General features: G+C 60.0%; 19 protein-coding genes and 1 pseudogene. 7 read left to right on the forward strand and 13 right to left on the reverse strand.

Annotation, left to right across the window (positions count from 1 at the left end; genetic code table 11):
* Window positions 1-303 precede the first annotated feature (303 nt).
* On the forward strand, window positions 304-1,353 hold the full coding sequence (qhpR, locus tag ACZ9H3_RS01040) for an AraC-like transcriptional regulator QhpR (protein ID WP_476219061.1): 1,050 nt from the start codon (window positions 304-306) through the stop codon (window positions 1,351-1,353).
* Between the two features lie 26 nt (window positions 1,354-1,379).
* Here qhpR and ACZ9H3_RS01045 read toward each other — a convergent pair whose 3' ends face one another.
* Window positions 1,380-2,264 carry a LysR family transcriptional regulator gene (locus tag ACZ9H3_RS01045; protein WP_476219063.1) on the reverse strand — a complete coding sequence of 295 codons (885 nt, stop codon included), beginning with the start codon at window positions 2,262-2,264 and terminating at the stop codon, window positions 1,380-1,382.
* Window positions 2,265-2,378: 114 nt separating this feature from the next.
* On the opposite strand from ACZ9H3_RS01045, the gene argC reads away from it, so the two are divergent.
* Complete coding sequence (gene argC / locus ACZ9H3_RS01050) at window positions 2,379-3,332, forward strand: N-acetyl-gamma-glutamyl-phosphate reductase (protein ID WP_476219064.1); 954 nt, start codon at window positions 2,379-2,381, stop codon at window positions 3,330-3,332.
* Between the two features lie 46 nt (window positions 3,333-3,378).
* Here argC and katG read toward each other — a convergent pair.
* Window positions 3,379-5,578: pseudogene (katG, locus tag ACZ9H3_RS01055) on the reverse strand (catalase/peroxidase HPI).
* 434 nt (window positions 5,579-6,012) lie between these two features.
* Here katG and ACZ9H3_RS01060 point away from each other — a divergent pair.
* The 5 genes from ACZ9H3_RS01060 (at window position 6,013) to ACZ9H3_RS01080 (ending at window position 12,195) form a co-directional block, all read left to right on the forward strand.
* Window positions 6,013-7,479 (forward strand): high affinity choline transporter 1, encoded by a 1,467-nt coding sequence (locus ACZ9H3_RS01060; protein ID WP_476219066.1) that lies wholly within the window; start codon window positions 6,013-6,015, stop codon window positions 7,477-7,479.
* 402 nt (window positions 7,480-7,881) lie between these two features.
* Entirely contained in the window at window positions 7,882-9,450 is a 1,569-nt protein-coding gene (locus ACZ9H3_RS01065) for a methyl-accepting chemotaxis protein (RefSeq protein WP_476219067.1), read from the forward strand.
* A 386-nt stretch (window positions 9,451-9,836) separates the two neighbouring features.
* Window positions 9,837-11,075: a type II and III secretion system protein family protein gene (locus tag ACZ9H3_RS01070; protein ID WP_065759542.1), complete on the forward strand. Its 1,239-nt coding sequence runs from the start codon at window positions 9,837-9,839 to the stop codon at window positions 11,073-11,075.
* Window positions 11,076-11,185: 110 nt separating this feature from the next.
* A complete protein-coding gene (locus tag ACZ9H3_RS01075; protein ID WP_065759541.1) occupies window positions 11,186-11,893 on the forward strand; it encodes a tetratricopeptide repeat protein in 708 nt (235 codons plus the stop codon).
* A gap of 35 nt (window positions 11,894-11,928) precedes the next feature.
* Complete coding sequence (locus ACZ9H3_RS01080) at window positions 11,929-12,195, forward strand: DUF3613 domain-containing protein (protein WP_065759540.1); 267 nt, start codon at window positions 11,929-11,931, stop codon at window positions 12,193-12,195.
* 248 nt (window positions 12,196-12,443) lie between these two features.
* Here the strand turns inward: ACZ9H3_RS01080 and ACZ9H3_RS01085 are convergent, their stop codons facing one another.
* From ACZ9H3_RS01085 to ACZ9H3_RS01135, 11 genes are read right to left on the reverse strand one after another with little or no spacing between them, the layout of a single operon-like run.
* Window positions 12,444-13,412 (reverse strand): type II secretion system F family protein, encoded by a 969-nt coding sequence (locus ACZ9H3_RS01085; protein WP_330523051.1) that lies wholly within the window; start codon window positions 13,410-13,412, stop codon window positions 12,444-12,446.
* Window positions 13,413-13,439: 27 nt separating this feature from the next.
* On the reverse strand, window positions 13,440-14,426 hold the full coding sequence (locus ACZ9H3_RS01090; protein WP_065759538.1) for a type II secretion system F family protein: 987 nt from the start codon (window positions 14,424-14,426) through the stop codon (window positions 13,440-13,442).
* Window positions 14,423-15,862 carry a TadA family conjugal transfer-associated ATPase gene (locus ACZ9H3_RS01095; RefSeq protein WP_065759537.1) on the reverse strand — a complete coding sequence of 480 codons (1,440 nt, stop codon included), beginning with the start codon at window positions 15,860-15,862 and terminating at the stop codon, window positions 14,423-14,425. Before ACZ9H3_RS01095 ends, ACZ9H3_RS01090 begins: the two co-directional genes overlap by 4 nt.
* Before the next feature lie 3 nt (window positions 15,863-15,865).
* Window positions 15,866-17,083, reverse strand: a complete 1,218-nt coding sequence (locus tag ACZ9H3_RS01100) for an AAA family ATPase (RefSeq protein WP_099774074.1) — start codon at window positions 17,081-17,083, stop codon at window positions 15,866-15,868.
* Window positions 17,077-17,580 carry a TadE/TadG family type IV pilus assembly protein gene (locus ACZ9H3_RS01105; protein ID WP_065759553.1) on the reverse strand — a complete coding sequence of 168 codons (504 nt, stop codon included), beginning with the start codon at window positions 17,578-17,580 and terminating at the stop codon, window positions 17,077-17,079. Before ACZ9H3_RS01105 ends, ACZ9H3_RS01100 begins: the two co-directional genes overlap by 7 nt.
* The gene (locus ACZ9H3_RS01110) at window positions 17,580-18,050 is read right to left on the reverse strand and encodes a TadE/TadG family type IV pilus assembly protein (protein WP_102052546.1); all 471 of its coding nucleotides are present in this window, start codon (window positions 18,048-18,050) and stop codon (window positions 17,580-17,582) included. Before ACZ9H3_RS01110 ends, ACZ9H3_RS01105 begins: the two co-directional genes overlap by 1 nt.
* 8 nt (window positions 18,051-18,058) lie before the next feature.
* Window positions 18,059-19,399, reverse strand: a complete 1,341-nt coding sequence (locus tag ACZ9H3_RS01115) for a TadE/TadG family type IV pilus assembly protein (RefSeq protein ID WP_178081706.1) — start codon at window positions 19,397-19,399, stop codon at window positions 18,059-18,061.
* 37 nt (window positions 19,400-19,436) lie between these two features.
* On the reverse strand, window positions 19,437-20,246 hold the full coding sequence (cpaB, locus tag ACZ9H3_RS01120; protein ID WP_099774076.1) for a Flp pilus assembly protein CpaB: 810 nt from the start codon (window positions 20,244-20,246) through the stop codon (window positions 19,437-19,439).
* 12 nt (window positions 20,247-20,258) lie between these two features.
* The gene (locus ACZ9H3_RS01125; RefSeq protein ID WP_330523053.1) at window positions 20,259-21,584 is read right to left on the reverse strand and encodes a P-loop NTPase family protein; all 1,326 of its coding nucleotides are present in this window, start codon (window positions 21,582-21,584) and stop codon (window positions 20,259-20,261) included.
* A 14-nt stretch (window positions 21,585-21,598) separates the two neighbouring features.
* Window positions 21,599-22,117 (reverse strand): A24 family peptidase, encoded by a 519-nt coding sequence (locus ACZ9H3_RS01130; protein ID WP_065759531.1) that lies wholly within the window; start codon window positions 22,115-22,117, stop codon window positions 21,599-21,601.
* Between the two features lie 58 nt (window positions 22,118-22,175).
* Window positions 22,176-22,370, reverse strand: coding sequence for a Flp family type IVb pilin (locus tag ACZ9H3_RS01135; protein WP_102052543.1), 195 nt, complete (start codon window positions 22,368-22,370; stop codon window positions 22,176-22,178).
* Between the last annotated feature and the right edge of the window lie 279 nt (window positions 22,371-22,649).

Consider the following 22,649-nt stretch of genomic DNA (forward strand, 5'->3'; position numbering starts at 1 on the left):
CAAGACTTGACCGACCGGCACGGCCATAATTGCATTCGGTCAACTTTCGCCAAAGGCGCACGGATGGCGCGCACGGAACCGATCATGCCCTCACTTGGGGCAGGTCGGAATCACCCTGCTCAGTGTCACCGAGCGGCAACGGGTGCAGGCGCCAAGGCCTACACACTGCCCATTGCACCGAGTATTCGGGTAGCAGTTTGGGGTGTCGGCACACCGGCAACATCCTGTGCTAAAGCGTTTATGCACAAAGGTACGGTATTTGCTTGAAGGGGTGATCGCATTCTTTACACGGTAACAGCAGCCATGTTCCAGTCATCCCTTGCCCAGGCTCCCCTGAATGCCCCTCGTGCGAACAATCGAGGTGTGCTCTCGGCGGCTGCCACTGGTATGGATGCCTTTATCGTCAACCATGGCGGTGACCTGGACCGGGTGTTCGGCCATGCCGGTATCGACCCGGAACAACTCCAGCACCCGACCTTGAGCCTGGCCTTGCCGAACTACTGTCAGGTATTGGAAGAGGCGGCGCAGCAGACCGGGTGCGATAATTTCGGCCTGCGTTACGGCGAGCAGTTCCAACCCCAGGCGCTTGGCCTGCTGGGCTATGTGGGGCTCTGTTCGGCCACCCTGGAAGACGCGCTGATCAACTTTGCGCAGGCCTTTCCCTATCACCAGCACAGTACCTTGATCCGCCTGGTTGATCAGGGCGAGTGCTACAGCTTCGATTACCAGATCCACCACAGCGCTATCCGCCAGCGGCGTCAGGACGCCGAGCTGACCATGGGCATGGCGATGAACCTGGTGCGTCATGTACTTGGGCCGAAATGGGCACCGCGTGAAGTCGCCTTTGAACACGCCCGGCCACAAGACTGGCATGAGCACCGTGAGGTCTTCGACGCACCGGTGTATTTCGAGCGCTCCTGTAACTCCATTTTGATTCCCAAGCGCGAAATCGCCGGCAAGGCCATGCCTGGCCATGACCCGGTATTGCTCACGCTGGTCAAGGATGCGATTCGGCAACTGGGCGAAACCAACGCCGGTCCGGATCTGTTGGAGCAGGCGTGCCAGGCCATCATCACGCTGCTGCCACAGGGTGATCCGAGCCTGGACAGCGTTGCCGATCAACTGCAACTGCCGCACTGGTTGCTGCAGCGTAAATTGCGTGAGCAGGGCCTGAGCTTTACCCAATTGCTGGATCAGATCCGCCAGGACCTGGCCTTGCAGCATCTGGGGCAGCAAAACCTGAACATCTCCGAACTGGCACCACTGCTGGGTTACTCGGAAACCAGCGCATTTTCCCGCGCCTTCCGCCGCTGGTTCGGCGTCAGCCCGCGCCAATGGCGCAGCAAGCACTAGGCCCGCACAACCCTGCACGCGTTACGCTAGCCTGCCTTCAATGCCCACAGCACGTCCAGTACGTGTTGCGTAGGTCGCTCAACGTCGCCGGTACGGTGGGCGATGCCCAGTTGGCGCCACAACAAGGGCTGTAGTGGCCGCATGACCACCCGCGTATCGGGCAATGGCGTGTCGGCTTCATGGGGCAGCAGTGTTGCGCCATAACCGGCCGCGACCAGGCTTTTGATGGCGTCGTTGTAGTTCAGTTGAATGCGTGGTGTCGGCTGGTGGCCGTCGTTGGCGAACCACTCGGACGTCAAGCGTGAAAGCCGTGTGCTGTTGTCATTCAGTATCAAGGGCTGGGTGGCCAGCCAATCGGGGGTGACGACCTCCGGGCACGCCCAGCGCGCAGGCAGGAACGCCATGACCGGGTCGCGTCGCCAGGGTTCGATTCGCACGCCCTTCGTTGCCGTTTGCGGGAGCGCGACCAGGCCAATGTCCAGCGTGCCTTCGACCAGTTTCTTCAGCGTCTCTTGCGAGGTCAGCACGGCGACCTGGACGTCGATCTCCGGGTGCTGCTGGCTCAGGGTTTCCAGCGCCTGCGGCATCAACTGGGCGATGGCTCCGGTCGAGGCACCCAGCCGTACGCGGCCAGCCAGCCCCTGCACCTGACGCTGCACCTCCTCAAGGGCTTGCTCGGCATCGGCCAACAAACGCCATGCACGCTCCACCAGTGTTTCGCCAATCGCCGATGGCTGAACGCGCCCCCGTGTACGCGACAACAGCCGGGCGCCAACCCGCGATTCCAGATCGGCGATATGCAAGCTGATCGTGGGTGGCGCAAGGTTCAGCACCCGAGCGGCTTCGGCAAATGAGCCCAGGTCGGCAATCGCCACCAGCGTGCGCAGGCGGTCCAGGCTGATTTCACGCATGGCGGGTTCCTTGGTCAGAAAAACTGAATGTGATCGTTTGGAAATTCAACTTTTCCTATCTTAAGCCAGCATCGAAGATTAGGCCTGCTGATTTCTGACGTTCGAGAGCACTTCATGACCACTCCTCTTGTATTCATCGATGGCGACCAAGGCACCACCGGCTTGCAGATCCACCAGCGCTTGCGCGGTCGGACCGACCTGCGGTTGCTCACGCTCAGTGCTGAACACCGCAAGGATGCAACTCATCGCGCCGAGGCCATCAATGCCTGTGACATTGCGATCCTGTGCCTGCCCGACGACGCTGCACGTGACGCGGTAGCGAGTATCGAAAACCCCGCGGTACGGGTGATTGATGCCAGTTCGGCGCACCGCACCCACCCGGACTGGACCTATGGCTTCGCGGAAATGAGCCCGGAGCAGGCGCAGCGCATTGCGACGGCGCGGCGTGTCAGCAACCCCGGTTGCTACCCTACGGGGGCGATAGGCTTGTTGCGCCCACTGCGAGAGGCGGGGCTGGTGGGCGCGGACTACCCGATCAGCGTGCATGCCGTATCGGGTTACTCCGGGAGAGGGCGCGCGGGGGTGGAGGCGCATGAGGGGCAGGGCGCGTCGTTCGCACCGGCATTCCAGGTGTATGGGTTGGCGCTGGCGCACAAGCATGTACCGGAAATTCAACAGCACAGCGGCCTGAGTGAGCGGCCGATGTTTGTGCCTGCCTATGGGGCGTTTCGGCAAGGCATTGTGTTGACCATCCCCTTGCAGGTTCGGTTGTTGGCTCCGGGCACGGATGCGCGGCAGTTACACGCGTGCCTGCAGCAGCATTATGCCGGTGCGCAGTACGTGCAGGTCATGTCGATGCATGAGGCCAAGGCACTCACACACCTGGATCCGCAGGCACTCAATGGTACCGATCAATTGCGCTTGATCGTCCTGGAAAACGAACCTGCGGGGCAGGTGCTGTTGGCGGCCGTGTTCGATAACCTGGGCAAGGGCGCGGCGGGCGCTGCCGTGCAAAATCTGGATTTGATGCTGGTAGGCGCAGGCCACCCTTTACCGTCACGCCGGTAAGGGTGGCCTGCTCACGCCGTGGCGACCATGGGCCGCCCTGCCGCAATCAGGCAAGGTCGAATCGGTCAAGGTTCATCACCTTGTTCCAGGCTGCCACGAAATGACGCACGAACAGCGGCTGTGCATCGCGGCTGGCGTAGACCTCGGCAATGGCCCGCAGCTGTGCGTTTGAACCGAACACCAGGTCAACGACAGTGCCTGTCCATTTGAGGGCACCCGTCGACCGATCACGCCCCTCCAGTACACCTTCAGTTGCAGCGGATCTCTGCCAGGTCGTGTTCATGTCGAGGAGGTTCACGAAGACATCATTGGTCAGTGTTTCAGGCCGCTGAGTGAACACGCCGTGTGCAACCTGCCCGACGTTGCAGTTCAGGGCGCGCAGGCCACCGATCAGCACCGTCATCTCGGGTGCGCTGAGCGTCAGTTGGTTCGCCCGGTCCAGCAGCAGCTCGGCTGCCGATTCTTCAAGCCCGCTGCGCAGGTAGTTACGGAAACCGTCGGCGCTGGGCTCCAACACGGCAAAGGACGCCACATCAGTCTGTTCCTGCGATGCGTCGGTACGCCCGGGTGAGAACGGCACGGTCACCTCATGGCCAGCCCGTTTCGCCGCAGCTTCTATGGCTGCGCAGCCGCCCAGCACGATCAGGTCGGCCAGTGAGACGTTCTTGCTACCGGCCTGGGCGTTATTGAAGTCCTGCTGGATCGCCGTCAGTGTGTGTAGCACCTTCGCCAATTCAGCAGGTTGGTTGACCGCCCAGTCTTTCTGCGGCGCCAGGCGAATGCGCGCCCCATTGGCACCACCACGCTTGTCACTACCGCGGAAGGTGGCGGCCGATGCCCATGCCGTCGTAACCAGTTGCGCGATCGAAAGGCCGGATGCCAGAAGCCGGGCTTTCAGGGTTGCAATGTCCTGCTCCCCGATCAGTGGGTGATCCACCGCTGGAACAGGGTCTTGCCAGAGCAGGGGCTCCTGGGGGACGAGCGGGCCCAGGTAGCGAGAAACAGGCCCCATGTCCCGGTGGGTCAGCTTGAACCAGGCTTTGGCGAAAGCCTCGGCCAGCGCCTGAGGGTCTGCGTGGAAGCGTTTTGAAATCGGCGCGTACACCGGGTCCATGATCAGTGCAAGGTCGGTGGTGAACATGATCGGTGCGTGGGTTTTCGTCGGGTCATGTGCGTCCGGTACGGTACCGGCGGCAGAGGCCTCCTTGGGCGTCCACTGGTGGGCACCGGCAGGGCTCTTGGTGAGCGTCCACTCGTAGCCGAACAGGTTCTCGAAGTAGTTGTTGTCCCATTTCACCGGGTTGGTGGTCCAGGCACCTTCCAGCCCACTGGTGATGGTGTTGGCGCCGTTGCCGCTGCCAAAGGTATTTTTCCAGCCCAGGCCTTGTTCTTCGAGCGTCGCAGCTTCCGGCTCGGGGCCTACATACTGGCTTGGATCGGCGGCGCCGTGGGCTTTGCCGAAGGTATGGCCGCCGGCGATCAGGGCGACGGTCTCTTCGTCATTCATGGCCATGCGGGGCGAACGTCTCACGAATGTCCCGTGCTGCCGCGAGCGGGTCCGGGTTGCCATTCGGGCCTTCCGGGTTCACGTAGATCAGGCCCATCTGAACCGCACCGAGCGGGTTTTCGAGCTCGCGATCACCGCTGTAGCGCTCGTCTGCCAACCACTTGCCTTCCGGCCCCCAATAGATGTCGTCTTCGGGCTCCCAGATATCGACACGTCCACCGCCGAAACCGAAAGTCTTCAGGCCCATCGAGTCCAGGGCGACGTTACCCGCGAGCACCATCAGGTCAGCCCAGGAGAGACTGTTGCCGTACTTCTGCTTGATCGGCCAGAGCAACCGCCGTGCCTTGTCGAGGTTGCCGTTGTCCGGCCAGCTATTGAGCGGCGCAAAGCGTTGCGCGCCACCTCCCGCGCCACCGCGCCCGTCAGCGATACGGTAGGTGCCTGCGCTGTGCCAGGCCATGCGGATGAACAGAGGGCCATAGTGGCCGTAATCGGCGGGCCACCACGCCTGCGAGTCTGTCATCAGGGCATGCAGGTCTTTGATCACCGCATCCAGGTCGAGGCTTTTGAACGCCTCGGCATAGTTGAAGGCTTCACCCAGGGGATTGGCCTGGGGGGCGTGCGAGTGGAGGATTTTCAGGTTGAGTTGATCAGGCCACCAGTCGGCATTCGAGGGTGCCCCGGCTGTGGTGTGTTTGCGAGCGCCGCCCGCGAACGGGCAGGTTGCTTCGTTAGACATGATGCTCTCCTGTGATGTCCGGTTATCCGTCAACTCAGCGTGGAACCTGACGGTGGCGCCAGCCAATAGGTTTTCAGTATGGGATTCATAGTAGACAGGGAAGGTGAACAGTCTGGCGCTTTCGGATGTTTAAAATAATCGACTGACGGCGGTGGGAAAGGTGTCTTTTAAGCCACCAAAATCCGCTTTACCCAAAAAAACGTCGCATTTCGTCTTTTTTTATCCAAATCCCAGCGGTAATTGTTTGACATATTTAACGGCTTTGGCAGACTGCAAAGCCGTTGTCATAAGTGGTTACGATTTCCTCGTGCTGGTTACAGATGAGCCGTCGTGCCGCCTGCGATACGCAAACAAAAACAACATAGTCAGTCGCGCTGCCCCTGCACGAGCCATGCTCGTCAGCCCGGTGTCGGACGAGCCAACGGAAAGTACAAATGCTGATTTGGTTTGTTGCGCTTTATCTGCTGCTCACGGTAGGTGTCGGTTTCTACGCGTCCACTCGCGTGAAAAACTCCAGGGACTTCGCTGCCGGTGGTCGCAGCATGTCCTTCCCGCTGGTCGCCGCGATGGTATTCGCCACCTGGTTCGGCTCTGAGGCCGTATTGGGGATACCTGCTACCTTCATCCAGGAAGGTTTCGCCGGCATTGTCGAGGACCCGTTCGGTTCCTTCGGCTGCCTGATGTTGGTCGGCCTGATTTTCGCCCGGCCCCTCTACCGCATGAACCTGCTGACGCTCGGTGACTTCTTCCGCAAGCGCTTTGGCCCGAACGTGGAAATGATCACCAGTATTGTGATCATCCTCTCCTACCTTGGCTGGATTGCCGCACAGTTCACCGCACTGGGCGTGGTGTTCAACGTGCTCTCTGACGGCGCCATCAGCACCACCCAGGGCATGTTGATCGGCGCGGTGATCGTGCTGCTTTACACCTTGTTCGGCGGTATGTGGTCGGTTGCGCTGACAGACTTCATGCAGATGCTGATCATTGTCGCCGGCCTGGTTTATCTGACCTGGCTGATCGGTGACATGGCGGGCGGGCCTGCCGCGGTCATTTCCCATGCGGCCAACGAAGGCAAGTTCAGTTTCATGCACAGCTTCGAGCCGAAGGACTTCGTTGCCTTCATCGGTGCTGCGGTGACCATGATGTTCGGCTCGATTCCGCAGCAGGACGTTTATGCGCGGGTCATGTCGGCCAAGACCGAAAACATCGCAGCGCGCGCATCGATGGCAGGCGCCTGTTTCTACCTGGCCTTCTGCATGCTGCCGATTTTCCTGACCTACGCGGCCTCGATGATTGATCCGGCGATGGTTCAGCAATGGCTGGCTGAAGATGCCCAGATGATCCTGCCGCACCTTATCCTGGAGCGGACCCCATTGTTCGCCCAGATCATGTTCTTCGGTGCGCTGCTTTCGGCGATCATGTCCACGGCCTCTGGCACACTCCTGGCGCCGTCGGTGACCTTTACCGAGAACGTGCTCAAGCGCTTTTTGCCCGACATGAACGACAAGCAGTTCCTGCTGGCCATGCGCCTGACTATCCTGGTGTGCGCCATGGTCACGTGCCTGTTCTCACTGTTCTCCAATGCCAGCATCTACGAGATGGTGGGCAATGCCTACAAAGTGACCCTGGTTGCCGCTGCGGTGCCGTTGTTCGCAGGCCTGTTCTGGAAGCGCGCCACCACTCAGGGGGCTCTGGCCTCGATGGGTTTGGGCATGGCGTCCTGGCTGTGGCTGGAATACACCCACACCGATGCTGACTTCTGGCCACCGCAGCTGGCCGGGCTGCTGTTCAGCTGGCTGGGCATGCTGCTGGGGTCGCTGTTGCCGCAGATCTCGACTGCCCGCGCCCCGGTTCGCGAGCGCGTGGTGGACAACGCCTCAGGTGCTGTCACTGTCGAGTAAGCCTCGCGATAACGAGCCGATTGGCTGACGGTACGAATGAACGGGCAGTGCGCAAGCGCTGCCCGTTTTTTGCGCGCAAACCAGACACGCCTGCCCGTGAGAATTTCAAACACGGCGAAGACTTCTGTGAACACATTTCTGCAGTCGATGTCGCAACGCCGGGCAAATGGGTCATTTCTGCGAGAAGTAGTGAGTAAAACGCACGAAAACAACGGAAAATCAGCGCCAAAATAGTGGCACATTAATTGCTTACGGGGCCTCGTATGGTTCGATAACTATAAGAGGGTCCAATTGCTATGCCCATCACTTGCGTTGCTTTCCAGTCTGTCGAGGTATCCTCGATTGCCTGCCAATGGCGCTTCACACGCCTCATGTCCTCAGCGTATGAAGAGAGCCAATGCTATGTTTTTTAAGTATTCCTTGCGCACGCAAATGCTGACGCTGCTGGGCGTCGGCCTGATGCTGGTGCTGTGTTCAGCATTGGTGTGTTTCAGCCTTTTCGCTAATAGCCTGAATACCTACAACGCGTTGCTGACGCGCTCTGCTCAGGCATCGAAGTATGTCAATGAAGCCAGCCTTGCATTCAAACGCCAATCTCAGGCGTTCAGTAGCGCAGAGCGTGGCCTGGCGGTGTTTGAAGCTGAAGAACGCAAGGTCAGGGAGTGCTTGGCCAACGTGCTGGCGCTGGATATGGATCTGTCGCTAAAGGCCAAGGTCAATGACCTGCTCAGCGCACATCAGGTATTCGGCGATCAGTACCGTGAGCGTCACAACGCCGTTGCGACCACCGGTGTGGACAACGGTACGGATCGACCCGTCAGTGAGCAGATGAACGCCTTGGTGGAGCAGCTCTATCAAGACACCCAGACCCAACTTGGGCAGGTCGATGCCCATGCCGAGCGTATTGGCTGGGTCGGTACCCTGGCGCTGTTGATGGTCAGTGTGCTGACGTGGCTGTTTGGCATGTGGTTGATCAACCGCAACCTGATCACACCACTGCGTGGTCTGATGGCGTCTATCGTCCAGCTCAGCCAAGGTCATTTTGGTCAGCGGATTAACAGTCAACGGGGCGATGAGCTGGGGCGTCTGGCGAAGGCGACCGACGCGCTGCATGACGTGCTCTCGGACACCTTCGCCGGCCTGAAACACGGCACCCGGCAACTGGACACCGCCAGCGACGAACTGAAGACCATTGCCAGCCAATTGGGGCAGGGCGTTGAAAATCAGGGGTTGCGTACCGATCAGGTGGCGACTGCGATGCAAGAAATGGCCTCTGCGGCCCAGGAGGTCGCCAGCCATACCGCACAGGCAGCCCGTGCCGCTGACGATGCCGAGTACGCCACTCAGCAGGGCGAGAAGGCCATGCTCGGCATGGTCAAGAGCATCAATGACATTCGCGATGAAATTACCGGTACGGCCAGCGTTATCCATCGCCTGGAAGCCGACAGTGGGCGCATCGGCGAAGTGCTGGCGGTAATCCACAGTATTGCGGAGCAGACCAACCTGCTTGCGCTCAACGCGGCTATCGAAGCCGCCCGAGCCGGCGAACAAGGCCGAGGTTTTGCCGTCGTGGCCGATGAGGTGCGTAATCTGGCGCAGCGTACTGCGCAGTCAACGGCAGAAATCAATACCATTATTGATGCCGTGCAAAAAGGCGCGGAGCGTGCGGTGCAAGCGATCGAAAGTGGTAAGCGCAGCAGCGAGAATGGCGTCGAGCAAGTGCGGCAGGCCGGCGAAATTCTCAGTGGCGTTACTGGCGCGGTGCAGACCATCCGCGACATGAGTCAGCAGATCGCCACCGCCGCTGAAGAGCAAACGCTGGTCACGGAAGATATTTCGCGCAACCTGTGCGAGCTGGTGGCGATTGCCGCGAGCAATCAGGAAAGCGTGCGTCGTACTGAAGGGGCCAGCAAGAATCTGCACCATGTGTCCAGCACCTTGGCTGAGCTGACCGGGCGACACCACGCCTGATTCGGCAGTGACTCATTTTTTTTACAGTCTGATAGCAATTTGACCTTTCTGAGCTAACTTCAAATAGCGAAACAGTTATTTGTGCTCAGCCGGGGGGTTGGCCTCGCTTCAGGATGGTTAGGCAGTTCGCAGACCCGACGGATGGCTCGTTATGACTGGTCGTTTCAGCTGAACCACATAAGGGGGGGTGTTTGGCACGACGATCACTGGAGGGCTCTAGCAGCGGTGGCGAGTGTGTCCACGCTGTGCCAGCCCACTGTGGATTTTCCAGACGTCACGGCGTGCGCGGATCGCGTGTCGTGGCGGCAGGGGACCCGCAGTGGTCATGCAAGTCGTGTTGAACCGATCTTCTAGCAAACTGCCCTGACCGGACAAGGAAGCAGAGAATGACCAATAATTACGCGCAAGTACTCAAACGAGTGGCGTGGACGTTGATTGTTGCTGGTTTACCCGCTGGGACGACGTTGGCCGCGGGGAAAAACTGCGCAGATCTGGCGGCACTGCCAGCCGTGGTCGAGGTGGGTGAAGGCATGCAGACTGCCATGCGCTCCCCTGAGGCCATTACCCGATTGGCCATAGGCGATCCGAAAATCGCTGATGTGCACCTCAATGGCAATGATGCATACCTGCTTACCGGTATTGCTCCCGGAACCACCAGCCTGATGGTCTGGACGGCATGCTCCAGTGCGCCTCGCCAGAGCATGGTGTTCGTCAAGGGCAAGGCTACGTCCTCCTTGGGTAGTGCAGTCTTTCCTGAAGGCAACGAGGTGCTGACCAGCCAGGTTCAGACCGATATTCGGTTTGTCGAAGTCAGCCGCACCAAGTTGAAAGAGGCCAGTACGTCGATCTTCGGCAAAGGCGGCAGTTTTCTGTTCGGCTCACCGGGCACTGTGCCTGGCGTGACGGTGACGCCCGGGCAGATTGGTAGCCTGGCACCCAACATCCCTCTGGATAACGGCAGTTTCAACATCGGGATCGGTGGCGGCAACGTACTGGGGTTGATCAATGCGCTGGAAGGCAGTGGCTTTGCCTATACCCTGGCCCGCCCCAGCCTGGTGGCGCTGAGTGGGCAGAGCGCGAGCTTCCTGGCCGGTGGTGAAGTGCCCATCCCGGTACCGAGCACTGGCAGCGACAGTATTTCAATCGAGTACAAGGAATTCGGTATTCGTCTGACGCTGACACCAACGGTGGTTGGGCCGGGCCGTATCAACCTGAAGGTGGCACCGGAGGTCAGTGAGCTCGATTTCAACAACGGTGTGTCCATTTCCGGCACGGTTGTACCGGCACTGGTTGTTCGTCGTACGGACACCAGTATTTCCCTGGCGGACGGTGAGAGCTTCGTGGTCAGCGGCTTGATCAGCACGACCAACACCTCTGCTGTGAACAAGTTACCTGGCCTCGGCAACATTCCGATCCTGGGTGCCTTTTTCCGTGACTCTACGATCAAGCGTGAAGAGAAAGAACTGCTGATGATCGTCACCCCGCATCTGGTGCAACCGCTGGCGGTCAATGCCCAGCTTCCTACACTGCCCGGCGAGCAGATGCGTAATTACGATCCGAACTGGTTCCGCATGTACTTCCTGGAAGACGGTGACTTCGACCACCGTAGTGGGTTATCACAATGAGCCAGCCCATTGCAGCCTCTTTGTTGACGAACACATCCCACGACACCGTGCTGGGCGGGGTTGGCCTTACGGCCATCGCCCGCTCGTTGTGCGTTTCCCGGGAGCGAAAAATGAAGGTGATCATTGCAACGTTGGGCCTGGTGATGCTGAGCGGCTGTGCCACGGGCGGTGGCTCCGATTGGTCGTCACTCAGTGCCCCGGAAAGCTGTGCCAAGGTCAGTTCCGATCAGGAGCTGTCGCTGAGCCTGGCCGACGACATGATCCGTGAGGGCAAGCTGCATGCGGGCCTGGCCAACTTGCAGCGGCTGCCGCAGGACCTACCCGCCGTGCGTTTGCGCAAGGCCAAGATCTACCGTGTATTGGGAGAGGCCGAGGCCGAACCGTTGTTTCGCAGTTTACTCAGTACCTGCCTGGCGGCTGAAGGCGAACACGGCCTGGGGCAACTGGCGGTGGCGCGCAATGATAGCGAGAAGGCCTTGGCTCACCTGCAACGGGCGGTACGCATGTCGCCCACTGACGAAAAAATCCGTAACGACCTAGGCGTGATCTACCTTAACCAAGGGCGCCTTAAGCAAGCCCGCTTCGAGTTCATCACGGCCATGGAGTTGAAGCAGTCCGATCAATTGGCGGCCGTTAACCTGGTGACCTTGATGATTTACCAGGGGAACTGGAAGCAGGCCTCGGAGTTGGTCAGCCGTGTCGGCCTGAGCCCGGCACAAGTCACTGAAGCCCAGGCGCGAGCAGAAAAACTCAAGAGTAGGAAGAAGGCCACCGCAGCGCCTGCCGATCAGGTAGCAGCGGTCAATGATCCGGCATAACCGAGTGCCAACTCGCCACCAATGCAGAGGTAGTGATGAAACAGACTATGCTCATCTGCCTGGGAGCCGCGTTGCTCCCCCTTGCAGCCCAGGCCATCGAACCTGGCCCATCTTCCCCACAACAGCAGGTCACCGAAACCTGGCTGCAGTTGCAGCGTAGTAACCAGGTGGCTTCGCCAAACCTGCAAACCGTGAAACCCGCTGAGCGTGAACTGAGCCTGCAGCGCCTGTTGGACAGCTACAAGCACCCCATACCCGAGTTTTACAAAGAGTATGGTCTCTCGTCATCCAAGGGGAAGTAGGCTGCAACGGCGCAGGATGCGCCAGTGTTCGGGGTTGAAAGAGCAGGGTGACAGTGTGCAGGTTGGGTGATTCAGGTGGGTAGACATCACATCATGGCGGCGGCGGGGTAGCGTAAACAGGCTCCCGCCGCCGTTTTGCTTTGTGCGCATGGTGATCAGCGTTTCGCAGCCTCCCTATTGAGTCATTCAAAAGGCTGCGGCATGCAAAAGGCCTCGGCATTGCTGCCGAGGCCTTTTTCTACTCGTTGTTAAAGCTTTCCGAATACCTTGAACACGCCGATGATTGCAGGGCCTATGGCCACCAGGAAAAAACTTGGCCACAAGCACAGGATCAGTGGGAACACCAGTTTTGTCCCGATTTTCGCGGCTTTCTCTTCGGCCAGTTGCGTGCGACGGTCACGAAATTCCTCAGCATAGATGCGCAGGGTGGTACCCACACTGGTACCGAAGCGAATGCTCTGTGCCAGCAGGCTCACTAGCCCGCGAATGTCCTCCAGCCCGGTGCGTTCGGCAAGGTTTTTCAAGGCCTCGGTGCTGGGGATGCCCGCGCGGATTTCGGCGTTGACCAAGGCCAGTTCCATGGCCAGGTCAGGCTGGCTCACCGCCATTTCTTCAGACACCCTCTCGATGGCCTGGGGCAGGGCCAGGCCCGATTCCACGCACACCACCATGAGGTCCAAGGCATCAGGAAAGGCAATCAGCAGACGGTTCATCCGTGACTTCGCCCGCTTGTCGACATAGATGGCCGGCGCCAGCCAACCCACACCCAGCGCCACTAGCAGCAGACCGACACCGAGCATTAGCGACAGCTTCGGAATGAGCGGTAATGCCAGGGTTACAATGCCCATCAATGTCAGTGGCAACAGCAGGCGAAGCGCCCAGTAGGTCTGTACGGCCGACTGAGCGCGATAACCGGCGTGTGTCAGCAGTACCCGTGTCGCCGAGGCTTGCCCTTGCTCACCGGTGTTGAAGCGCTGCCCCACCTGTTCCAGCATCAATTGCAGATTGCTCGGTGGCCGTTGCCCGGCAATTTCTGCACTTTGGCCGCGCTTGATCAGCATCAGTCGGCGTTTGACCGGGTCTTGCAGCCCCAGTACCAGCAAGGTCATGGTCGTTATGGCAAAGACCACACTCAGGCCGATGGCTGCTGCAAACAACAGGCGCGTCAGTTGTTCGTTGCCCACCCAATGATTGATCAGACTCAGTAGATACTCCATGGTCTTACTCCCTAGGTCTATCGGTACTCAAACCTGAATCCGGATGATCTTGCGTATCCAGTAGATCCCGATCAGCATGGCAACAAAGGCGCCGAGGACCAGTTTTCGACCCAGAGGCTCGTTGATCAGCAGGGGCAGATAGGTCGGGCTCGACAGCACGATCGCTGCGGCGAGCACAAAGGGCATCGACACCAGTATCCAACCTGACATACGCCCTTCGGCGGACAGGGTCTTGACCTTGCGTTGAAAGCGAAAGCGCCCGCGAATCAGGCTGCTCAGGCGATCCAGTACTTCGGTCAGGTTGCCACCTGTTTCACGGTGGATCAGCACTGTGGTCACCAGCATCATGACCGTCATGCTGGGTACGCGTTCCAGCAGGCCGAGCATGGCCCGGCGTACATCGTTGCCATAGTTGATGTCGGCGAAGGTCAGGCCGAACTCATGGGCGACCGGCCCTTTGTGCTCATCGGCGACCAGTTGCAGGGTCTCGTTGAACGGATGGCCGGCGCGCAGCGCCCGGCACATGGCATCGAGCGCATCTGGCAGCCCCTCTTCGAAGCGGGCAAAGCGCTTGATGCGGTCATTGGAGATCTTCAGTATCGGTAGCCAGAACACCACCATCGCAGCAGGTACTGCCACCCACCAGGTGCGCGTGATCAACCACAGTACAATGCCGCTTGCCAGTGCCAGCGTCAGCCCAAGCAGCAGTACCCGATAGGCACGGTATTCATGCCCGGCCTGTTCGATCATCTGGGCCAGGGCCTCCATCGCTGGCAGTTGCTCTAACCACGCTTCCAGTGGCGACAGGCGCCGCAAGTATTTTTGCCGTAATACCGACTGCATGTTCGGCAGGTCATTGGCGCGCTCCAGCATGTTCAGGCGACTGCGGATGCGCTTGCGCACCTTGCCCGCTTCGCCAAACACCGGAACGGTCAGGCCCTGGCTGAGGAGGAAGATCGCCGTGAACACCATGCCAAGGAAGGCCAGGACGAACTCGCTGGGGATCTGGTTCATGATTTTTCCTCCATCCATTCCTGCCGGAACAGGCTGAGCGGCAGCTCGATACTCCGCTTGGCCAGCGTTTCACGGAATGCCGGGACCATGCCGGTGGGGCGAAACTCACCCAGTACCTCGCCTTTTTCGCCGATGCCATTGCGTACGAACGAGAAAATCTCGGTCATGGTGATGATGTCGCCCTCCATGCCGTTGATCTCTTGCACGCTGACCAGCCGCCGGGTGCCATCCTCCTGACGCTCCAACTGGATGACCACATCGATGGCCGAGGCGATCTGCTGGCGCAGCGCCTTGATCGGGAAGGTTGCACCGCTCATCGACACCATGTTCTCGATTCGGCCCAAGGCGTCACGTGCGGTGTTGGCGTGAATGGTGGTCAGTGAGCCGTCGTGACCGGTGTTCATCGCCGTCAACATGTCCAGTGCCTCGGCGCCCCGCACCTCGCCAATGACGATGCGGTCCGGGCGCATCCGCAGGCTGTTGCGCACCAGTTCACGCTGATTGACTTCGCCGCGCCCTTCGATGTTCGAAGGGCGGGTTTCCAGCCGTACCACATGAGGCTGTTGTAACTGCAACTCGGCCGAGTCTTCGATGGTGACGATTCGCTCGTTGTGCGGGATGAAGCTGGACAGGACGTTGAGCATGGTGGTCTTGCCGCTGCCGGTACCGCCGGAAATCAGCACGTTCATGCGCCCGCGAACGATAGCCTTGAGCATCAGTGCGATGGCCGCCGTCAGGGTGCCCGTCTGCACCAGGTTTTCGGTATTGAGCAAGTCCACGGCGAAGCGGCGAATCGACATGCTGGGGCCGTCGATCGCCAGGGGAGGGATGATGGCGTTGACCCGCGAGCCGTCTTTCAGGCGTGCGTCCACCAACGGCGAAGATTCATCAATGCGCCGGCCCAGGTTGGACACAATGCGGTCGATGATGTTCAGCAGGTGTTGATCATCGCGAAAACGCACGTCGGTTCTTTGCAGCTTGCCAAACCGCTCGACGTACACCGAGGCGTGGCCGTTCACCAGGATGTCGGACACACTCGGGTCGGCCAGCAGTGGCTCAAGCGGGCCAAGGCCCAGCACCTCGTCGGTGATCTGCTTGATGATCAACTGGCGACCACTGGCGCTGACCGGTGCCGAGTTCTCGTCAAGCAAGCGCTGGCTGATCTCTTTGATCTGCCGACCGGCTTCGGCGGCCTCCAGCGTGTCCAGCAAGGACAGGTCCATGACCTTGAGCAGCTGTTGGTAGGTCTTTTCTTTCCATTCGCTCTCCACCGGGTTGAGCTTGCTCCGGGTCTCGTAGAGGATTTCCGGTGCAATGTTCTCCCAGGCCATCAGTACCTGAGTGCAGTCCTGGCTGTTGGCCGGTGCTGCCGGTTTGTCTGCCGTGGCCTGGTTGTTGGCCTGCTGACGCAAGCGATTACGAAAGTCGCTGAGCATGGCTTACCCTCCAAACAAACGGCCAAAGGTACGTTTAAGCAGGCTCTGTTCGCAGGCCTCGATCCCGATCAGGTTCTGGCTCAGTTCGCGCAGGGCAAGGTTGATGGCTGACCGTGGTGCATGCCGTTCCAGCGGCACCCCGGTGTTCAGGCTTTCGCTGACCACCGCAAAGTCATTTGGGAGCTTGTGCACCTCCGTGCAGCGCAACGCCTCGGTCACATCCTTGAGGGTGACGGGGGACGTCTTGTTGTAGCGGTTGACCACCACCTGCAGTCGACTGCTCGACACGCCCAGGTCGTCGCGCAGGATGCGGGTCAAGCGCGTGCCGTCCTTCAGGTGGCTCAGGCTTTGCTGCAACACAATGTAGATGCGGTCGGCCTGCTCCAGGCTGATGCCGGTGAGGTGGTCGATTTGCCGCGGCAAGTCCACCACCACCCAGTCATAGCTACTGCGGGCCAGGCGCAACAGATTTTCCAGTTGCTCCAGGCGCACGTCCTGCTGCAGGCACAGTTCATCGGTACGCCCGCCCAGCACATGCAAGGTCGGGCTGTAGTGGCTGCAAAAGCCGCGCAAGGCGATGCTGTCCAGGGTATCGGCCTGCTGAAGCACCTCCATCGGGCTGTGTGTCGATTGCACATCCAGGCTGTGGCCGACGCTGCCGAACTGCAGGTCCAGGTCCAGCAGCAGGGTTCTGCCACCCTGGTTACTGAGCTGATGGGCCAGGTTGCAGGCGAGCATGCTGGCCCCTGAACCGCCCTTGGCATTCATGACCGCAATCAGTTTGCCTTCGTTTCCTCGCTCTGCCCGCGCTTCCATCTGCATGCGCCCAAGGGCCGCCTGCAGCTCTTCGGGTTTCACCGGCTCGGGAAGAAAGTCACGGGCGCCGGCCTGCATTGCCAGGCGCATGCCCTCGCGTTCATCCAGGGGGCCGCACACCAACAGCGGCGGGCGCTCCTTGAGTGGATGCAGCAGCAGGGCGGCCAACTCTTCGCGCCACAAATGGCTGACGTGCAGCAGCAACAGGTCCGGCATGTGGTCCAGCCCATACAGCGGGTCGGTATGGCCGTTGCTTACCAAGCGGGTGCTGACTTGCAGGTTGGGCAGGCTCTGGCTGATGGTTTTCATCTGGTTCAAGGCTGTCGCATCGCGGCCACTGATCAGCAGGCGCAGGCCTTGCCGGTCAGTCGCGGTGACGACGGGGGCTTCACGTGTGCTTAACATGGCGTGATCTCCGGTACTACGTTTGCATCGGGTTGCCTGCCGAGGCTCTCGCGCGGCATGGTTGACCTGAACACCGGCAGCACGAAGGCGCCGTTGAATCCAGGAATCAGCAAGTTGAAACTGAAGTTCGTCACCTGCAGTTGCACATAACGGATGGCGAGAAAACCGTTGGCGCTGGTGAGGTCGTCAGGGTTGGCGATCACGGCACCGTCCTTGTCCAGGTAGATCAGGTTCAGGTTGGCACTGGTCAGGTTGCCAATCAGGCTGCTCGCGCCGCTGTTGTCGGCGGCATTGAACATTGCGCGGCGCAGAATGGTCGGGTCTTTGATGTTGCACACCGCGGCCAGGCGCGCCCCCCGGCGCACCGTTTCATTCAGCGCATTGACGGTGAAGTACAACCGGCCTATTTCCAGCACGCCGAACAGCAAGGTGAACAGCACCAAGCCGGTGATGGCGAACTCGACAACATACACGCCGCGCATGCGTTTGCGGTTCATCATAAGGCCCTCATCACAACGGTGGAGGTCAACGTCAGGCCCAGCGGTTTACTGCTGCCATAGAGGGCCGGCAGTGCGCTACCGATCACAGGCACGAAGGTATAGTTAATGCTCACCTGCACGTGCTCGGTACCTGCTGCAGCCACCGTGACATTTCCAGGCGTCAGCCCAGGCACGACCGAGGGGTAACCATTCGGGTTGGCAGGTACGCCGTACACCGCGACGTTTTTGGTTTTGGACAACAGTGCATCGCTCAGCTCGAGTTTGCCCTGATTGGCGTCCCACGCCTGGCTGGCGACAAAGCGCCCGGCGTCACGGCTGGCCTGCATCAGGCTGTTGTACTGGAACAGCATGCGGCCGAACTCGCCGAAGGCCAGCATCAGCAGCGCCAACAACGGCAGGGTAATCACCAGCTCAACCATTGCCAGGCCACGCTGGGCCTTTGAGGCGTTGAATCCACCGCGTCTCATAGAGCCCCCTACGAATCGGTACTGGGTGTCTGTTGGTTATCGATGTAGGTCTTGTACAACTGGATGATCTGCGGGCCGACATCATCAGTCGGCGTGGGGCCTGGCACGCCGTCGCCCTCGCACTGGCTAATGAATTGGCCGAAAATCTGCGACTCGTTGCCCTTTTGGGCTTCCGGCTGCATCACGAAGAAACAGCCAAAACCGAGCACCGGTATCGATGACGCACCGTCGTTCTTGCCCGAGCAGTCACCGATGACGATCTTCAGTACCCGCCGTTCGTGCACGCCATTGGACAGACAGCCACCCCCAGCGCCGGCAATGCAGTTGGCCGAGTCCTGTTTCCAGTCGTTGTAGTCGTACAGGGGGCCACCGGTCGTAGACAGGTTGCCGTTGGCGGCAGTGACCGGTTGATTGTTGTATTCGATCCTCTTCAACGTATCGTTGTAGGTCAGGGACTTGGGGTTGACCGTAACGACCAGGTCAGGTGGATAGTCAGCGGCACTGAGGCCTCCCTTGTACTCGTTGAAACGCGTATTGAGGCCTTGAGCGGACGGCCCGACGGTGTTGCCCGGCTTGGTCGTCACGTTCGATCCGATGCTGTTGCACTGATTGATGCCGCCGGCCAGGCCGTCCCGGACAGTGTTTCCGCCTGAGCCGAAATCAAGCAGTTGAAAGTTCCCTGGGCCGATCGCCGAACTGTTGTTCGCAGCGGTTTTCAATACCTGCAGATCGCCGAAGCTGTACCCCCAGAACATTCCGCCGCTGGGGTTGTTCTGTGTGGGGTTGCCGCACACCATCAGCGGGGTAAGCTCACAGGGGCTGGTTGGGCTTGGCCCGGCAGTGGCGATGGCGGCGACGCTCTTGGTCTTGTCTGCGCCATTGCCCAATGTTTGGAAAGCCCCCCAGAAAAAACCGGTCAACGGGTAGTTTGCCACCGTGACTCGCACGTAGCTGGCATTGGCCGGGCCGGGAAAGGAGAACGGCCCGTAGACACTGGATGCCAGTTCCACCTTGGCGAAGTTCGCGACATTGTTGCCAACCGCCTTGGCCAGCTCCTGGTTGCCTGTCGCGTTGGCATTGCGGCTGAGGGTGTCCAGCGCGGCGGTTTGTGCCAGGCTGGCGGCGCCGGTTGCGCCAAGCACTGTGTTGAGCGTCTTGGCCCCACTCAGCGCTGCCGCATCCACCGCATTTTGCAGGCGTGTCTTGTTCACCAGCATGTGGCTGCCGTCCAGCGCCAGGGCGGCCATCAACAGCACCGCCGCCATGGCAATCACCACCATCACAATGATCGTGCCGCGCTGACGCTGCGCAAACGCAGTGCGAGGCTGTTTGATTCGCGCGTTCATCATCACGCCCTCCCGTCTGGCCGATGTGGAACAGGATCACTTACAGCTTGGCTCTCACTTCATTGACTTCGATGCCACGAATCACGGTGACAGCGCTGCTGTTGCCAGTGCCTTGACGGCGTACCACCGGCCGGACAACCGGGGCTGGAGCCGGTGGCTGGGCCATTGCAACTGGTTGGGTGACGGCCGGGCGTGGCTGATTGTCCAGGGGGTTGCGCAGGGCCAGTTGCAGCTTGCCGGCAGCCATGCCCTTGACCAGCACTTCCGCTTCCTGTGGCGTCATTTCCAGGGTGACGGCACGGACAACCACGGGCTGGGTCTTGTCGGTGCTGGCTGTTTGGTCCACTGCCAACACCCGCAAGTCTTCCAGAATGGTTTTGGACTCGGCATCGCCACTGTTGCCGGTCTGCCGGGTTGCCAGCACGTCTACCCGGTTACCCGGTAGCAAGAACCCGCCGACACCGACTACGTCGTCTACTCGTACCGAGATGGCGCGCTTGTTGGGTTCGATCAGCGATGCCAGGGTGCTGCCGCCGAGGTGCTCGGCCAGGCGCGCAGCCCGCAGGATATCGCCGCGCAGCATGGAGAAGGTGGCGATCTTGCCCACCACTTTGTCAGGGGCGTCGAAGGCATCCTCGGGTACAGCATCCTTTGGCATGCGCACCACGGCCACTTGTTGGGCTTCGACCATTTGGCCGAAGGCAATCTCTGTGGTGGCGACCACCACGCTCTGCTGGTTATCGTCTTCCTTGGCATTGAGTTTCGCGCTCAGCCAGTTGTTGGCCATCCAGGCCGCACCCAAGCCCAGGACCAGGGACAAGGCAATCAGGGGAAACGTACGAGAGCTCATGTTGGTAACTCCTTAGCCAATGAAGTCGAGCTGAACGAAGTAGTTGTGCCAGGCCCACTCCAACTCCGATGTTGATAGCGGCCCGGCATTGCCCAGGTATCGCTGACGGTCGATTGCCATGCTCAGGAGGTCACGGGGATGGCACGGTACCAGCGGCATGTTTTCCGCTTCGTAGAGTTCCTCCAGGGCATAGCGCAGCAGCTTTGGGTCGTGAGGGATACCCAAGCGTTCTGTTTCCTGGATCCAGATGCGTTCGTACTCGCTGGCTTGCGGGTAGCCGAATTGAAGCTTGTAGCCAATTCGGCGCAGAAACGCCTCGTCGGCCAACTCCAGCGGGTTGAGGTTGGTGGAGAACACCAGCACCAGGTCAAAGGGCAATTCGCAGTGCCGCCCGCCACCCAGGTTGAGGAAGTCGCGCTTTTCCTCCATGGGGACAATCCAGCGGTTCAGCAACTCGGCCGGGGCCATGCGCTGGCGGCCCATGTCATCGATGATGAGCATTCCGTTGCTGGCCTTGAGTTGCAATGGCGCCTGGTACTGACGCGAGTCGGGGTCGTAGCGCACATCCAACTGCTCCATCGTCAACTCGCCGCCGGTGATGACCAGGGGGCGCTCACAGCACAGCAGGCGACGGTCGATGCCTTCGTTGAGCAGCAAGGTGTTCTGCTGTTCGTCATCATCCTGCAGGCGACGGTGTACCTGAGGGTCGAAGATTTCGATCACGGCATCGTTGATGGCGATGGCATGGGGTACCCAGATGCATTCGCTGAACAGGCGGATCAGCCGGCTGCTGATGTAGGTCTTACCGGTACCGGCCGGCCCATAGATCATGATGGCGCGCCCGGAGTTCAAGGCCACGCCCAGTTGGTCAAGCATGCTCGGGGCCAGTACGATCGAGCTAAACGAGCGACGCATGTCGTTTGCGCCGATGCGGCCATGGTGAATGGTCTGAACCTTGAGCAGCGAACGGTAAGTACTGACCGGAAAGGGGGCTGCGCCGATATAGCCACTGCGCGCCAGGGCATCACGTGCCGCGCTGCGGCCGCGCTCAGTCAGGCCATAGCGCAAGGCCTGGTTGCCGGCCTGCCCGAGGACTTCGACGCGACCATCCTTGCGCAAGAACATCAGGATCTCTTCCAGTACCGCACCGGTCAGCGCCAGGCGCTCTACCAGCCGCGACATGTCCAGCACGCCGGCGTCGTGCAGGTGCTTGCAGACCAGATCGCCCAGCAGGTTCTCCGGCAACCCGGTTTCAAGCACCGTACGGGGTTGCGGAGCCAACCGCTGGATTGCGCTGCGTTCCTGGGGCGAAATACGGCTGTTGCTGATGGCGTACATAGGGTTCTCCTGAACTACTGGCCCAAAGGTAGCCAGAAGATGCTGGCCAAGGTGCCGAGCAATACGGCGACCGAATACGGGAAAGGCTTGCCTGCCACTTCATCGGATGCTGGCGCAAAATAGGCCCTGGCTCGCAGCATCAGCCAGTAACGGCCGAAGGTTTGCTGCACCTGGCCACGCACGAAGATAATCAATACCGCGCACACGCCCCCGGCAACCAGGCTCAGTGCCGCCACCCAGAGTGCGTTTTGCGGGCTGAGAAAAGAGCCGACCATGGCCATTAGTTTGACGTCGCCGGCCGCCATGCCGCCCAACGCGTAGAGCGGCAGGAAAACGGCGAAGCCGACCAGCAGGCCCAGCACGCCATAACCTGCCCCCATTGCACCCGAGGCATACGCCTGGCTGCCTACCCCCAGGATCAAGCCCAACAACACCAAGAGGTTAGGAATGCGGTGGCGGCGAATATCGCTCGCCACCGCTATCCCGAGCAGCCCAAGCAAGAGTGCGACAGCGACTAACTGCTCTTTGCCCATGACTGCAACCCTCTAACTAGATGTCTGGAAACGTCTGTGCCAGCTGGGTTCATTACCGCTAGCAGGTTGCTTTGCCTTGGACTGCGCAACCCAGGTTGTCGATAGCGGTGTCTACGTTGGTGCCCAGGGTAACGAACGCAGCAACAGCGCCCAGCGTTATCAGCCCACCGGCCACTGCATACTCCACAATGGTCAGGCCATCTTCGTCTTTGATGAACTTCAGTACCGAAGTCTTGATAGATTGCAGGTTCATGGTGTTCACCTCGCTCAAGTGCTTTGTAGTAAGAGCAGCGCGTTTTCACTGCCTGGTTGAACAGTAGTCAGGGGGCGCAGAAAGGGGTTAGGAGATTTTTGCAGACTGTTAGGATTTTATTGCTGTCACAGGGCCATTATTGATGCGTGGCAGACTCGGAAGAAAAACAAGTGGGGCGAAACATGGAGTGGAATCGATATGAGAATGGTTTCTGCTGGCGCTAACGTAAATAGAGCAAACACTTTAAAAGTGTTGTAGCACTCAGGCCAAAAAACAGCC

It is taken from the genome of Pseudomonas sp. TE3910 (assembly GCF_056279025.1).